The organism is Vibrio albus (genome assembly GCF_003144035.1).
Lineage (GTDB): Bacteria > Pseudomonadota > Gammaproteobacteria > Enterobacterales > Vibrionaceae > Vibrio > Vibrio albus.
In genome coordinates this window covers 1-14924 of the sequence record NZ_QFWT01000008.1, presented here as the reverse complement: position 1 = coordinate 14924, position 14924 = coordinate 1, and the positions used below count along the sequence as shown (strand labels likewise).

Annotated in this window: 10 protein-coding genes, 2 pseudogenes and 1 riboswitch; of the genes and pseudogenes, 5 read left to right on the top strand and 7 right to left on the bottom strand. The window is 45.1% G+C overall.

Annotated features, from left to right (window positions below):
• Positions 1–232: 232 nt before the first annotated feature.
• Entirely contained in the window at positions 233–2158 is a 1926-nt protein-coding gene (locus DI392_RS14135; protein WP_109320346.1) for a sensor domain-containing diguanylate cyclase, read from the top strand.
• Here DI392_RS14135 and DI392_RS14130 read toward each other — a convergent pair.
• The 5 genes from DI392_RS14130 to DI392_RS14110 form a co-directional block, all read right to left on the bottom strand.
• The gene (locus DI392_RS14130) at positions 2131–3759 is read right to left on the bottom strand and encodes a glycoside hydrolase family 32 protein (protein ID WP_109320345.1); all 1629 of its coding nucleotides are present in this window, start codon (positions 3757–3759) and stop codon (positions 2131–2133) included. The two genes, DI392_RS14135 and DI392_RS14130, sit on opposite strands and share 28 nt — an antisense overlap.
• Before the next feature lie 116 nt (positions 3760–3875).
• On the bottom strand, positions 3876–5462 hold the full coding sequence (locus DI392_RS14125) for a glycoside hydrolase family 68 protein (RefSeq protein ID WP_109320344.1): 1587 nt from the start codon (positions 5460–5462) through the stop codon (positions 3876–3878).
• A 292-nt stretch (positions 5463–5754) separates the two neighbouring features.
• Positions 5755–5841: riboswitch (cyclic di-GMP riboswitch) on the bottom strand.
• Between the two features lie 389 nt (positions 5842–6230).
• Entirely contained in the window at positions 6231–6653 is a 423-nt protein-coding gene (locus tag DI392_RS14120) for an Hsp20/alpha crystallin family protein (RefSeq protein WP_109320343.1), read from the bottom strand.
• Between the two features lie 194 nt (positions 6654–6847).
• Positions 6848–9292: a beta-glucosidase gene (locus DI392_RS14115; protein ID WP_109320342.1), complete on the bottom strand. Its 2445-nt coding sequence runs from the start codon at positions 9290–9292 to the stop codon at positions 6848–6850.
• A gap of 141 nt (positions 9293–9433) precedes the next feature.
• Positions 9434–9952 (bottom strand): cysteine hydrolase family protein, encoded by a 519-nt coding sequence (locus tag DI392_RS14110; protein WP_109320341.1) that lies wholly within the window; start codon positions 9950–9952, stop codon positions 9434–9436.
• 119 nt (positions 9953–10071) lie between these two features.
• Between DI392_RS14110 and DI392_RS14105 the strand changes: the two genes are divergently transcribed.
• Entirely contained in the window at positions 10072–10986 is a 915-nt protein-coding gene (locus DI392_RS14105; protein WP_109320482.1) for a GlxA family transcriptional regulator, read from the top strand.
• Positions 10987–11048: 62 nt separating this feature from the next.
• Here the strand turns inward: DI392_RS14105 and melA are convergent.
• Positions 11049–12359: pseudogene (gene melA / locus DI392_RS14100) on the bottom strand (alpha-galactosidase).
• A 288-nt stretch (positions 12360–12647) separates the two neighbouring features.
• Between melA and DI392_RS19700 the strand changes: the two are divergent.
• Together DI392_RS19700 and melR are read left to right on the top strand one after the other, a co-directional pair.
• Positions 12648–12965: a hypothetical protein gene (locus DI392_RS19700; RefSeq protein WP_219930907.1), complete on the top strand. Its 318-nt coding sequence runs from the start codon at positions 12648–12650 to the stop codon at positions 12963–12965.
• Positions 12952–13560, top strand: a pseudogene (gene melR / locus DI392_RS14095) (transcriptional regulator MelR); the annotation flags it as partial. The gene DI392_RS19700 and the pseudogene melR, both read left to right, overlap by 14 nt.
• A gap of 484 nt (positions 13561–14044) precedes the next feature.
• Here melR and DI392_RS14085 read toward each other — a convergent pair.
• A complete protein-coding gene (locus tag DI392_RS14085; protein WP_109320339.1) occupies positions 14045–14239 on the bottom strand; it encodes a DUF1059 domain-containing protein in 195 nt (64 codons plus the stop codon).
• Between the two features lie 457 nt (positions 14240–14696).
• Between DI392_RS14085 and DI392_RS19645 the strand changes: the two genes are divergently transcribed.
• Positions 14697–14840 (top strand): hypothetical protein, encoded by a 144-nt coding sequence (locus tag DI392_RS19645; RefSeq protein WP_181388422.1) that lies wholly within the window; start codon positions 14697–14699, stop codon positions 14838–14840.
• Positions 14841–14924: the final 84 nt, after the last annotated feature.

The window sequence follows — 14924 nt, the reverse complement described above, 5'->3', positions numbered from 1 at the left end:
ATATTTTTATTTAATATTATGTCTTGAATTTCAATCATATTGAGCTTTTTATTAAATAGTATTATTTCTTACATGATTAGAGATAGAAAATGATTTGAGAATAATGCTTATTTAAGTTATGTAAAATTGACTTATAATTTAATCGAATAATAACCCTCCAAATAATTCACTGTATAGATACTGTTTATATAGCAGTATCTATAAAAGTTATCTAATGACACGGAGACAATAGATGCTCTTACAAAGAGGTCTTATTAAGTTAATTTTAATCCTAACCTCCTTTGGTTTTCTAGTCGTTGCCACTGAGTTTGTAACTCATAGATTTGTATTTTCTGGTCAAATGGAAGAAATTGCCCTGATAAATGCTGTAAAGAGGACTAAAGAAAGAGAAAACATCTTTTCTGAGTTTTTCACGCGTTCGGAAAATACACTGATATCAATAAAAGAGAATGAGAAATTTAGCCAGTTCATCGAAGGGACTTTATCGGTTAAACATGATGTTGAACTGTTAGCTCTGAGTCTGGTAAAGAGCCAAAACGATATCATGAAAATTCGTTATATTGATGAATCCGGTATGGAGATCATCAGAGCGGAAAGAGCTCAGCTTGATGAGCCTACTATCGTTGTTCCTGAGGCGAGGTTACAAAATAAATCCCACCGTTATTTCTATTCTCAATCCATTATACGTCCGGCAAACCAGATCTGGTTTTCTGATCTGGATCTCAATATGGAGCACGGTAAAGTCGAAGTTCCTTATAAAGCGACTTTGCGGGCTGTAATGCCATTATCTTACCAAGATCAATTTAAGGGTATACTAATCATTAATTATTTTATGCAGCCTTTATTTGATGATCTCACCAATGCGCCACTGTACAACATGATACTGGCTGATTCTGATGGAGAAGTATTGATACATTATGATTCAGACAGAAACTGGAGCCGGTATACTGGTAGGGAAAACCTATCGGCAGACATTCCAAATTTAAGTAATATCGTACAAAATGAAACATATCGATCACCGACTTTTTTCTCAAGGCAACTTGACTTGCCTTTAAAGCAAAGACTGATCCTGATTTTATCGTTAAATAATAAATATCTCTCTTTTCAAGAGTCATTGTCCCAGAAGTATTTGAAATATAGTGAAGGAGTGACACTGTTTATTACCGTCATTTTTGGTTTGTTTTTTTCGGTCTTTTTAAATCGATTTTTTGTCGATTATGAAAGCAGAGGCAACTATATTAATGAGTTAGAAAAACTGAATCGACGGATAAAAAATCTTCTGCAAAAAAATAAAGCATATATGGAAATGGCCAGTGATGGTATCCATGTGCTTGATAAACAGGGCAATGTTGTGGCTTTTAGCTATTCCTTTGCCAGTATGTTGGGTTATACAGAAGAAGAGGCGGCCCGATTGAATGTGCGGGACTGGGACGCCCTGGTACCACCAGATCAATTCACTGAACGAATGCGGTCATGCACTTATAATCCCCAAAAATTTGAAACTAAGCATCGTTGTAAGGACGGTTCAATTCTTGATGTAGAGATAAACTGTAAATGGATCACTACGGCTGATGGTGATTTTTTCTATGCCTCATCGCGTGATATCACTCAGCGGAAACGAATGGAACAGGAGCTTTATCACCGGGCGACCACTGACTCTTTAACCCGATTATTAAGGCGAAGAGCGTTTTTTGAACAGTTGTCTGAAGAGCTTGAGCGATGTCACCGCCAAGAGAACTACGCCGTATCTGTCATTATCCTTGACCTTGATCATTTCAAAGCGGTAAACGATACCTATGGGCACAGTCGAGGAGACAAGGTACTGAAAAATATAGCCAATGTCCTCAGAGATGAAATTCGTCAGGTTGATGTCGCTGCCCGGTTAGGTGGTGAGGAGTTTGCTCTACTTCTGTCAGGCACGAATGAAGACATGGCGGTTCATTTTACTAATCGCATTCGAGCCCGGGTGGCTGATCTCTCTTTGATGCATAAAGAAAGAGAAATTACGTGTACAGTCAGCATTGGTGTCACACAAATTAATCAGCATGATTCAAACGTCGAAGAAATTCTTGAGCGCGCTGATCAGGCACTTTACCGAGCCAAAGCACTTGGACGTAATCGGGTCGAGGTCTATGGAAAAGAAGCATTGCCAGCATAGCGTTTAATCGGGGCAAGGTTTAAGGGGGAGAGCTGGAAAAATCGTAGTTCAGTGTCCCCTCCGAGTGACTCGACTGACAGGTGTTTTGCTCCGGGGACACCGAATACAAGATTAGAGAGTACCACTTCACCGTGATTGACGAAGACTTCTACCGAGGTTGTATCCACAATAATATCAAGTGTGATGACACTATCACGAGTCAGAGCCAATGCCTTACGAACTTCGCGGTAAACCTCAGGCATCAGGTTAGCAATAGCATCCGTATCACGCCGGATATAGACAGTCTTATTTTGGAAGTTATACCCGATGGTCGCATAATGCCCACCTTGCTCTTTGAGACGGAACTGAACCTCTTTGGCATCTGAGTCCTGACTGAGTTTGATCCTGAGTCGGTAGGCATCGGATGTTGGCTGAGGGAGTACTGTCTTTACGGTGTTTGTTACCCGTATGTTGGACAGAATCTCGGCTTTTCCTTCCAGCCTGTCGAGTGCATTGATGGGGTGCGAAATCAGTACTGGCCTGCCGTCAACCGATTTCAGCTTGATACGCCGCACAACAGAGTGTCCCCCGCCGTGCCAGTTTCTGGTGGGTAGCTTGGTGGCATAGGCCCAGTTATTAAGCCAGCCGATAGCATATCGCGAAGTGAGTTGTTGTGTTTTACTCAGGCGTGGATCTTTCCACGTTACCATCGCGTAAAAATCAGCGCCCATGTCGAGCCATTTGGGATTATCGTCATCGGTCGTAAAGTGTTTCCCATCCCAGTCTCCAGTCCAGTAGACGGTCCCTGTGGTCATGCCGTTACCGACACCATTTGCACCTGTTGCGAGTACCCATCGCGTGCGGTTCGGGTCCCCGTCAACCGACATACGAAACAGGTCAGGACATTCAAAGAGACCAAGGTCATCGCGCTGGAAGCCCGATTGATAAGTCCAGTGCTTGAGATCTGTAGAGGTGTAGAAGCCGATTTTGTGGCCCTCTGCAAGCACCATCAGCCATTCGTTATGGATGTCATCCCAGATGATCTTGGGATCACGCCAGTCAGGACTGCCCGGATTATCCATAACAGGGTTAGCTTTATATGGCTTGAATCGGTAGCCGTTGTCGGTTGAGAAGAACAGTGACTGGCGCTGAATGCCTTCGTGTTGTTGAGTCATGATTGCAATCACCACTCCGGCACCGAAACCAGCTGTGTTTTTGGTGTCGATCACAGCGCTACCGGTTTCTATGTCGCCGAGGCCGTTTTTATATTTGTCGATCGCGACGCCGTGTTCCTGCCAGTGTACAAGGTCAGTTGAGGTCACATGATACCATTCGGTGCCGTTCCCGTCGGGATAGTCAGCATTATAGAGATAGTAGTAATGCCAGACGCCATTGATCAGAACCGGACGCTGTGGGTCATTTATCCAGTGTCTGGCTGGGGTCAGGTGGAGCGTTGGCCGGTAAGGCTCCCGGCCAGTGGAAAGGGAAAATGTAGACGACTCTGCTGCTTTATCGGATTCGGTGTCAGAGCCGGATGAAACTCCGGATATAAACAGTGTGATAAGTGCGCATAGGGTCACAACTGGGCGGATTGGAAACGGTGAGGTGATATTGGGGAGCATAATCCTTCTTATCAATATGTTCTGGTTATTAAAGAAAGAAGGGCAGGATGTTCTGGTCTACAGAGACACAGCATCCCGCCCCTTTATTGCTTAGCTATGTGCAACTAAAGGCTCTGTTACTTCAATGGCTTGGTGTTGATGCCACTTGGATTAACATTAATGCTTGCCGGAATATCGGCCCAGCCACCCAGTCCGTTGCCATAGAAACCGTAAGAACGATCAACCTCGGATGAGTCTCCGTCAATGATGATCTTCACGGTTGGTGCCAGCGTGCCACCGCGGCGGAAATCTTCCTTAACACCAACGGTATCGATGAACGACTGTACCAGACCGCCAGGCATCACGTAGTGAGAGTATGACTGGAAGTGACCAGCAGGCTGATTGTAGTCAGGGTCAAACGGAGTACCTGGGTAGTAGTTCAGGTTTGTCGGGTTACCCAGTACCAGTCCGGAGCCTTGGTTCATTGGTTGGTAGTCGCTACGGATACCATCACCCACAAACCCGTACACACCCTCAGGACCGGTAATGCCGGCAGCGTAGGTCGTGCTGTGGCTGATGGTGAAAAGGTAGTACTTACCGTCTTTCTGATAGATTTGTGGACGTTCAGTCTGGTCGGTCACGCAGTTCGCCGATAGAATCGGTGGCAGGAACTCCCATTCTGTCAGGTCGTCACTTGTTGCCCTTGCCAGACCAACGTTACCGATCTGGAAGGTTGCACCAGAGGCGTTCACTTGTCTGACGGTTTCAGCGTAAGGGTCGCCCGTCTGATAGCCCAGGTCTTCTTCGGTACACTTGGCTTCTCCTCGCTGCATGGCTGAGTTACCTTCGAATACCATAAAGGTTTCGCCCGGATGAGCAGGATCTTTGAAAGTGAACGGGTCGCGGAAATTGAAGTACGGGTTCTGTTCAGCGGTCTGGTAGTAGGTACCGTCAGCTTCCAGTAGTGAAGTCACCTTGTCGAAGCCAGTGAATTTTACACCGTTTTTATTAGCATGAATCTTGCCCACACTAAGAGCGATCCGCGGATCATATGGTTTGATGTCATTACCTTGGGCATCGCGATAGAAGGCAACATCAGTAAAGAACAACTTAACTTCGCCGCCGGGGAAGATACGTGCTGAACCTGACCACTGCGTCTGGTGGCTGTATGACTGATCCTCAAAGATTTGTCCGGTTACGCCTTCATCGAAGACGAGACCACCATAGGTCCAGCCGCCGTTTTCCGGACGCTGATCTGCTGGGATACCAGCTGGGCGGTAGAAATAGCCGATTTTCGCAAATACATGGCGATCGTCAAAGCCAAGGCTCCTGTCAGCAACGAGAGAGAAGATTATTTCCTGCCCGTTAACACTGTATTGGTTAGCGTCTGCATCAGTCAGAGGCCATGAATCCCATACCCAGACTTTCCCATTCGACATATCGGGGAAATCCTGAGGAATGCTAGGCATAGTGTATTCTTCTGGCATCGAATTTTCACGAGATCCGGCCATAGGGTCAGACATTCGTTTAATTTGACGGGCATCAGCACGGGTCCACTTTGCCGTGAAGTTGCTTTCTGGTGCATATGCCTGTTGTGTGTGTAAGGTTGGCTCGGGACCTGGTTGTAGCTGAGCCGCTGACGTTAACTGGCTGAACCCTGCTGTTGCTACACCCAGGATCACTCCTAGTACCGGGACGACCGGTTTCATTCTTATAGAACCCATTAGAATTACCTCTGCTAATCAAATATTTTTATTTTTCATTTCCCAGAAGTGCAGAACCGTCGTTTTGCTGATAATCGATTATGAACGAATCGAATTTACAACTTATTGATATTTAAAGCCTAACCTTATTGAGAACGTTCCCGATCTTTGGGGGAATTATCTTTCTGCCTTTAGAACATGTATACGGCTATCACTGCACTCGTATTACATGACCTTTTGGCGTCAAGAGTAAGAACGTCAGGGTTTAACTTAATATCAATATGCGAGCACGAAAGACGTGTCGGCATACAAAACTGGCGGTCCCGCTATCATAGGAAAAATTTCCGTTAGACCGGAGACTTTGCGTCACCACCTTTCGATGGTTTTGCCTTTTTCAGTTAAGCAACCGCCGAAAGAAGGAGGGTCAGTTAACTGGGCGCAGACCATGAACTTGCTGTCCACGCAAAACAGAGCGTAATGACTTAATATGACAAAAAAAAGTAGGACAATTCAGGTTAACAATAACCTGACAATAAGCTGACAAAACGGGGGTTCCGGGTGTCAGTGACAGACAAACCAGAACCGTTGTATGGAGTAGGTAGTAACCGGTAACAGAGTCATTATTATTATTTTAATATGCCAAAAATAGCATAATGATTGTTTTTGATAATTCTCTGACATCCGCCTGACAGTAAGGGTTGAATTTTCTGAATCTGGTCTTTTTAAAATCACATAAAAAGCATGGATATAATAAGCCGGACCATCTTTTCCGATCCGGCTTCAATTTGTTTATTTAATTTCGATTCGGTTTACTTCTTCCCGTTTTGGTTCAGTTTTCGGGATAGTGACTGTAAGAATACCGTCACTGAATGAAGCATCGATATCTTCCTGACGTATATTGTCACCCAAGGTGAAGCTCCGGACCATTTTCCCTTCATAGCGTTCTTTATGGATGACTCTGTCCCCTTCCTTAGTTTCGTCATTTTTTGAAGTACTTGCCTCAATGGTCAGGGTTTTGCCCTTGCAAGATAAAGTAATATCTTTTTTATCGACTCCAGGCAGTTCCACCTGGACTTCAAATTTATCGTCCTTTTCTATGATATCTAACTTGGGTGAGAATCCGCCCATGTTGAACCGGCTCCTCAGGCTAGGAAAATCATGGTCGAATACACTGAACAGATCAGGCCAAGATTCGCGTGGTACTAAGCTCATAATCGCCTCCTTTATGTTCATGAACAGTCCCAGTTTTATAGTAGGTCAAAAGCTCGTCTTTACTAATAAACATTTGGTGTATTTTGCTTTTGAAAGTTATGGTGGGGTGGCCATTCTTATTTAGGCTAAAAATAACAAGCCCAGAAAATCCGGGCTTGTTATGTTTCTGAGTATCAGACGTTAACGAACGTTATTTATTTGATGGTAACAAAATCCGCCTGATTTACCCCATCCTGCAGTGCAAGAGCATTCGGTGTGGTTTTTGCCACGACGATTTCTTGGTTGATGGTAAAGGTTACCGGCTTGGTGGCGTTACCAAAGTTTGAACCTGACACATCGGAAGATGGGGCAATATAAGCTTGGTATTGACCCGGTTCTACAATCCATTGATTATGATCGGGGTCGAAGCTGGCCAGTGTTTTTGCCGGGATTGTCAATGTCAGCTCTTCTGTCTGGCCGGGTTTGAGCAGTGTCGTTTTATCAAACGCTTTCAGTTCAATCACTGGTTTTTCCAGTTTCACTTCCGGTGCACTGATATACACCTGAGCCACCTCTTTACCCGCACTTTTACCGTTGTTCGCGATAGTTACCGACAATGTCAGTTTACCTGAGGCACCATCAGCATTGAGTGTATTAGTGACAACGTGCGGATTACGATATTCAAAGTTTGTGTACGACAAGCCGTAGCCGAATGGATAGGCCGGAGCGGTATCAAACGATGAGTAGTATCGATAACCGACGTAAAGCCCCTCGTTGTAGTAGGAAGCATCCACCATTCCATCATCATCAATGTCTTTCCCCGGGAAAGTACTTGCTGACGGAACATCTGAATATTGAACCGGAACGGTCTGAGCAAGTTTACCACTCGGGTTAACATCACCAACCAGAATATCGGCAATAGCATGGCCGGTTTCCTGACCACCCATGTAAGCTAATAAAATAGAGTCGACTTTGTTGCCCCACATGGTTGTATCGACCAGTCCGTTAACGTTTAGTACAACGGTGACCGGTTTGCTTTGCGCATGGAAAGTCTGAGATACCGCGCTAATAGTTTCAAGTTCTGCGTCGGTCAGTAAATAGTCACCCTGAGTCGCGGTGCGATCGCCGCCTTCACCGGCCTGACGGCCAATGGTAATCACGGCGGCGGCATCATTGACTGCTGCCTCAGCAATAAGTTGTTTCAGTTGTGAATGATCAGAAACCGCAGGTTCGTCACTGAAATCATACCCGCCGATTAATGCCTTGGTTTTTTGCTTGTTTGCCTCAAAGTATTGGTTATAGAAATCCGTTACAGCGGTATTCAGGGTGAATCGTTCTCCCAGAGCGGAGGCGATATGGCTGATATACGCAGAGTTTACATTACCACTGCCGGTACCACCTTTTAACGTATTAATTTGTGTCGTACCAAAGGAGGCGACTTTAGCTTGTGGCTTAAGTGGTAACGTCGCTGCTTCATTTTTCAGCAGCACCATACCCTCTGCTGCGGCTTGTCTGGCGAGTACGGCATGCGTTCTTAGGTCCGGCGTATTGGAATATTCGTACTGATTATAAGAAGGGGTTTTATGCATCTGAGTCAGAATAGCAACGACACTCTTGTCGACATCTGCTTCAGTCAAAGTACCTGCTGAAACAGAAGCGGCCAGATCCTCTTTTACGCCTCCCGGCTCAATCAAATCATTTCCTGCAGTAACCTGCTTAGCTGCCGATTCCTGGTCTCTCTCAATGCGTCCTCTGAAATCACTTTTTAAACCAAATACGTTACCGGCAAACCAGTCAGACATCGCCAGTCCACTGAAATTCCACTCTCCGCGCAGGATATCATTCATGATGTCTTTGCGCTGGTTCACATAGGTGCCATTGACCAGGTTATAGGAGCTCATGATTGCCCATGGCTGTGATTCTTCCACTGCGATCTGGAACCCGCGCAGGTAAATTTCCCGCAGGGTTCTTGGATCGGCAATGGTGTTATTAAAGAAGCGGTTAGTTTCCGCATTGTTGGCGACAAAGTGTTTGATCGTCGCACCAACATCATTGGATTGTACCCCGGAGACCATTGCCGCTGCGATTTTCCCGGACAGTAACGGATCTTCTGAATAGTATTCGAAGTTCCTGCCAAGTAACGGGTTGCGCTGGATATTCATCCCCGGCGCTAACAGAAAGTCGACGCCATATTCTTTCACTTCATTGCCTTCTGCGGCACCGACCTTCTGAACTAAATCGGTGTCCCAGCTTGACGCCAGTAAAGAACCGATGGGCCAGGCGGTGGCGTAATAGGTCTGATCGTCATTGTCGCGTGTTGGCCGGATACGTAATCCGGCTGGTCCGTCAGCCAGCTTGACGGCCGGGATATCCACTGAGTCATTTTTTACTCCATTGATATAGCCCGCAACACCCAGTACATTTTTCTCTTTAGCCAGGTTGGTTGCATCAATGCCCCGGTAGTGCTCCAGATCGATTCCCGGACCCGACAGAATATTCAGTTTTTCTTCAAGACTCAGTTTTTGAAGCATTGCCTGAGCATTCTCCCTGTATTGGAGATCGGCATCCGGGTTCGTTTTCGGTGTCATGCTACAGGCCGTCATTGCGGTTGCAGCAATGAGGATAGCAAGGAGTTTGGGTTTTGTTTGCATTCCTGACATCAATGGGTTTCCTTATTGTATTTACTGTCTTTATTTTTCTGTAACCGGTTTCAGTAAGATCAGTCTACCATGATAAAAAAACAGGTAATCAATCAATGTAGGGTTTTGAGCCATTGATCATGTCAGTGAACGGTTCTACGGCTATAGCACTTTATCCAGAGTAACCAGAGGTACACGTGTGGATACTGCATTTAAGCCAATGCTGTGTATCATCTGATCCACGGTTGTACAGCAATCGGTAATAATCGAAACCGTATACTTCTCAGCTTCCGGGGAAATAGCTGTGTGCGTCACGCAATTCTGCGTCATCATTCCGCATATAAGCAGTTCATCAATATCAAACTCGCTAAGTGTCGGCTCCAGCAAGGTATCTTTAAAACTGTCTGCATAGCTCTTTTTTACCACCTTAGCTTCAGGACATGCGGCCAGTATGTCTGCATGAATATTGACGCCTTCACTTCCCTGATTAAAGAAGGGGGCGATGCCTTTGGACGGATCAGCAATGTGCTGGACAAGGATGATAGGTATCCGTTTTGTATCCGCTTTCCTGATTGCTGTTTTGATGTTGTTCAGTGTTTCTTCTGTGTTCCACAACGGGTAGTTTCCGCCGGGAAAATAGTCATTTTGTATATCAATGATCAGTAAGGCTTGTTTGTTCATAGGTCTTTCCTTTCACAGGTTGTTTCGGTACGGAAAGATTATGTTCAAACTGCCAGGAATGGTTTAGAGTGAGAAATGACATAAAACAGGTTAAAAACGACAAAGTGTAGAACGGGATGATGAATAAAATCTCAATAGGTATCTGCGAATATCCTTCGGTTCTCAAGTCGGCAGTATACGGTCTGGAAGAGATGCTGCTTCTGGCGAATCGGATAGGTCAGGAACTGGGGGTTAATGTGGAATTTGAGCCAGTGCTGATACCGGATAGTGGCGTCATCCCCAATGAGCTGACGGTTATTCTATTACCGCCGAGTTCAGTCAGTGAGTATTACCTAAACCCTTATTCCAGACTTCTGGAGGCGCTAGGGGAACAGTATGCTAAAGGTACCGTACTCGGGGCTGCGTGTGCAGGAGTATTTATTCTCGCGGCAACAAATTTAGTGGAGGGGAGAAGTGTCACGACGCATTGGGCGTTGGCTGATGCCTTTCGCGCATGCTTTCCGCATATTCCCCTGAATACGGACAAAATATTAATCGACCATGGCGACATTATTACTGCCGGGGGAATGATGTCGTGGGTGGATCTTGGGCTGGAATTGATCGCTAAGTATGCCTCGGTAAAAGTGATACGCCAGCTCGGGAAAACTCTGGTCATCGATACTGCGTCGAGAGAGCAGCGTTACTATCAGCAGTTTACGCCATCACTTTCGCATGGTGATCAGGCCATTATCTCTGTCCAGCAGGAAATGAACTTAGCGTACGCAGAGCCAATATCCATACAGCAGTTAGCAAAACAGGCCAATCTTACTGAGCGTACAATGCAGCGCCGTTTTTTTAAGTCAACCGGAGTTAATCCCAATCAGTATTTGCAGCGCCTCAGAATACAAAAGGCATGTGATTACTTGGAAAGTACCCAACATTCCTTTGAATGGATAGCGAATCAGATTGGTTATGACGATGTCAGTGCGTGCCGGAAAACTTTTATTAAGGTTATGGGACTAACGCCAAAAGAGTTTCGCCGGCGGTTTAGCTGAGAAGATCAGGCCGGTTTTTACTCTATACTCTAGGGTACCGGCCTGCGATTGTGGTATGAGTTTTAGCGGTGAAGCCACTCTGGTAACCAGTCACCGTGCGAGGAAATCAGGTCATCTACCAGAGCATAGATCTCTTCGATGCCTAGCACCGCTGCTGTGTGAGGATCTAGCATAGTGGCATGATAGACTCACTCTTTGTTCTCGGTCAGTATCGCTTCGGTCAGTAATGTCTGAACATTGATGTTGGTCTGCATCAATGCGGCCAGGTGAGAAGGGAGTTTGCCGACTTTGGTGGGTTGAACCCCATTGCGATCGACTAAGCAGGCCACTTCCACACAACACCCTTCAGGCAGGTTGTCGATCAGACCATTGTTACGAACGCTGCCATAGATAACGCTCGGGTCACCCGTCCAGATAGAGTTGATAATGGTACTGGCATACTCATTGGACTGCTCAATATCGATGCGATCCGCCTGTTTGTATTCATCCAGCTCTTTATGCCAGTTTGCCACTTGTTCGACGCAACGTTTCGGGTACTCATCCAGAGGTACTTTGTAGCGCTCAATCAAATCCGGACGGTTTGGCTTAATAAAGTACGGCGTGTATTCAGAAAAGTGCTCTGAAGACTCGGTGACGAAATAACCCAGTTTTTTGAACATTTCATAACGGACAATGTTTTCACACCGGGAGTTCCACGGGGTTTTCGGTGCTTGCCCGGACTCATAGGCTTGCAGTAGTTCAGGATACAGATCGACATAGTGGCCATTAGCGTCCTTGCGTTCCAGCTCAAGATGGAACGCCATATGGTTAATGCCCAGATCATGGGCCAGCTCGCCGGCGGTACCCTGTACAGAGTGACACAGACCAACCTGCTTGATGTGCGGGTATTTTTCAAACATGGCCCAGGTGTTCATTGCCATCGGATTGACGTAGTTGAGCATGGTTGCGTTCGGACACACCTCGGTCATGTCATCACAGATCTTCCATAAGTGAGGAATAGTACGCAGTGCACGCATGATCCCGCCCGGGCCCAACGTATCAGCGATGGTTTGTTCAAGGCCATGTCGTTTACACACTTCGAAGTCAGTCAGTGTGCAAGGTTCGTATCCGCCAATCTGAAAGGCGACCACGACAAAATCAGAGTCAACCAACGCGGCTTTTTGATCCGTGTAGCAGGTAATGGAGCCATTGGCGTCTGCCGAGTCCATAAGTTTTTGTACGACAATTCGGGACTCTTCCAGCCTCGTTTCGTCAATATCCATTAGCGCAATCTGTGCCTGTTTTAATGCCGGGCGATGGAAGACATCTCCCAGAATATGTTTGACGAAGATAGTTGAGCCCGCACCAATAAAGGTAATTTTGGGTGTATTCATATTGGAGTCCTTGTGACTGATTTACTGGATTGACACTTACTTTGTCACAGGAATGGGCAGAAAGTCGTCCACTGAACAGGATAAATGATCCCGGATCCTCAGATTACAGAGGATATATAAATAATTATGAGGAAATGGGAGTTTTTATGTATAAACAGGAATTTTTAATTGTATTTTAGGACAAAATGGCAGGCCAAAATAGAAAGATAGTGGGAAAGACTATGGCTATAAAGCGGAAAAAGCTGTTAGATACATAGGTATTGTGCGTAACTTTCAGGTGACACTATTTTGGATGAGAAAAGCTTGGCCATTGGCATGAACAATGACACCACATATACCTATACGGACAGTGAACGTTCCGTAAGCCCATTGTCGCTTTATTCCGAATATCAGCGTCTGGAGATTGAGCTGAGAGAACCTGATGGAATGCCAACAAGTCACTGGCATGGACAAATAGAGGTTAACGTACCATTTGATGGTGATGTTGAGTATGTCATTAATGGTGAAACCATCCGTCTGAAGCAAGGACATATCAATTATTTTCTGGGCCTGTGTTCCTCATCGGCTGAGCAATACGGGCGAGTGCCAGCGTATGGCGATTTTTAACCTGCCAATGCATCTCTTCTTATCCTGGCCTATTAACCGTGAGCTGATTAGTCACGTCACACACGGGATGGTGGTGCAGTCGTGTTCACCTATGCAAATTAGTGAGTTTGAAGTCCAGCGCTGGCAGCAGGAGGTCGCCAGTGATAACGAGCAGATCCGGCAAATCGCGCTGGATGAGATCGGTTGGATGATCAAGCGGTTTGGCGTGTTTGGGTGGGATTCGCTATTAATTCATCCGAACCCTAAAACACGTAATAATGGTGTGTCCAAACATGCGCAGTTTTATGTCAGCCAGATGTTGGAATTTATCGCGGCCAACCATGAAAAACCACTGACTATTCAGCAAATTGCAGAGTATGTTGAATTGAATTCGAACTATGCGATGGGGTTGTTCCAACGCGTTATGCAGCTCACTATAAAGCAATACATCACCGCCATGAGAATCAACCATGCCAGGGCACTACTGAGTGAAAGTGACAAAAGTATTCTGGAAGTGGCGTTGACTGCGGGTTTTAGTTCCAGCAGTCGTTTTTATGATACTTTTTCTAAGTTTGTTGGTATTACCCCATTGAAATACAGAAAAAAAAGCCGCGAGAAGTTAAGCTTCTGAGCGACTTTTTACATATCACGTATTATCTATGGCTTAGTTTAAAGAGTGTGAAATGGTTCTGACTACTTTTATGTCCGTATTATCAATTACGCTATCGACCAAGTTACCGTAAGAAGCGTTCTCAACGTGAGTAGGGTATCTCCAACTGGATGTCCGGTTCCCCAGAATAGTATATTCATTACTATGAACCGTGTTCTCATCGGCTTTGACAACAACAACACTACCATCTTCAAATTCTATACGCGTAAATTTCCTAGCCATAGTCTTATCTCTCCAGTTGCTATATGTTTCATATGTTAATCTATTGTTAATATCATTAATGGTAGTAGCAAAAATTGAACCATAAGATAAAAAACTGGAGGTATGACCTGTTTTTGCGAAGAATTACACAATATAAGAAAAGGGCTTTATCAATTTTTTGTTTATGAGAGCCCAGACAATCTGTCATCTGAGCTCTATATTCACTACCTCATAGCGGAGGTGTACCTTCTTTAAATTCCTTTACAATATTTTCTCTGAATTCGGGTGTGTCTTCGTAGCCATGAACTTTACATCCGTGTTCTATAACCGCCTGAAGCAGCTCTTCTTTTGTGTCAGCAGACAAGGCAACTGAGCACTTTACGTCTCCAGGGTAGTCTCTACAGTCAATATAGTATCTAGACATAGTCATTTACCTCAAATGAATATCATCCCCGTGACGACTGGCGTCATATACTCGATATCTGTAGTTAAGACTTTGATTCAATAAGTGAACTATTGATATCAATTAGACGCCGGAATCATCAGATTAATTATAGGTGAATAAATGCGAATGAGTTGTATTTATTTTGATATTTAATGAATGAGTCAGCCAGCACCCAGAAATTTGTATGTTGTATCCTGGTAATCATCTCTCACTAGGTACAAACGCAGTGCATCTGCACCATCTTGTTTCATAAAAATATCGGTGAGGCATCGTTTCTTAACTGCTTCTACATCGTTTATCTGTTAGAGATGTCGATCTCATTCGACTGTTTTATATGCATCAGGCGGGCTTTGATCCTGTGACTATTTCTTCCGTTGAAAAATCCACAATCGATTGTTTTAGGTATGTACTAAACTTCTATGGCAGGGTTCTGGTTATGCAAAAAGGAATGATTATGAAAATCAGGTTTATTGGCTTTGTTTTTGCTGCACTCGATATCGCTTCTGTCCAGGCTGGGGATAGCGTGGTTTACAATATAGAAGTGGACCCCAATGGTTGGACACATAAGCTCATTCCTTAAGTGGTTGATCCAGCTCATGCCGCGTATCTCTGCCTGCCGAAGTAGGCTTCATCAGGGGTGAGGTCATTGAGTCCTTGATGGTTA

What these genes read in the sequence shown, in the direction of transcription:
- DI392_RS19645 (WP_181388422.1), top strand. Translation starts at nt 14,697, where the DNA reads ATGCAAAAAGGAATGATTATGAAAATCAGGTTTATTGGCTTTGTTTTT.
- DI392_RS14110 (WP_109320341.1), bottom strand. Translation starts at nt 9,952, where the DNA reads ATGAACAAACAAGCCTTACTGATCATTGATATACAAAATGACTATTTT.
- DI392_RS14085 (WP_109320339.1), bottom strand. Translation starts at nt 14,239, where the DNA reads ATGTCTAGATACTATATTGACTGTAGAGACTACCCTGGAGACGTAAAG.
- DI392_RS14115 (WP_109320342.1), bottom strand. Translation starts at nt 9,292, where the DNA reads ATGTCAGGAATGCAAACAAAACCCAAACTCCTTGCTATCCTCATTGCT.
- DI392_RS14135 (WP_109320346.1), top strand. Translation starts at nt 233, where the DNA reads ATGCTCTTACAAAGAGGTCTTATTAAGTTAATTTTAATCCTAACCTCC.
- DI392_RS14105 (WP_109320482.1), top strand. Translation starts at nt 10,072, where the DNA reads ATGAATAAAATCTCAATAGGTATCTGCGAATATCCTTCGGTTCTCAAG.
- DI392_RS14125 (WP_109320344.1), bottom strand. Translation starts at nt 5,462, where the DNA reads ATGGGTTCTATAAGAATGAAACCGGTCGTCCCGGTACTAGGAGTGATC.
- DI392_RS14130 (WP_109320345.1), bottom strand. Translation starts at nt 3,759, where the DNA reads ATGCTCCCCAATATCACCTCACCGTTTCCAATCCGCCCAGTTGTGACC.
- DI392_RS14120 (WP_109320343.1), bottom strand. Translation starts at nt 6,653, where the DNA reads ATGAGCTTAGTACCACGCGAATCTTGGCCTGATCTGTTCAGTGTATTC.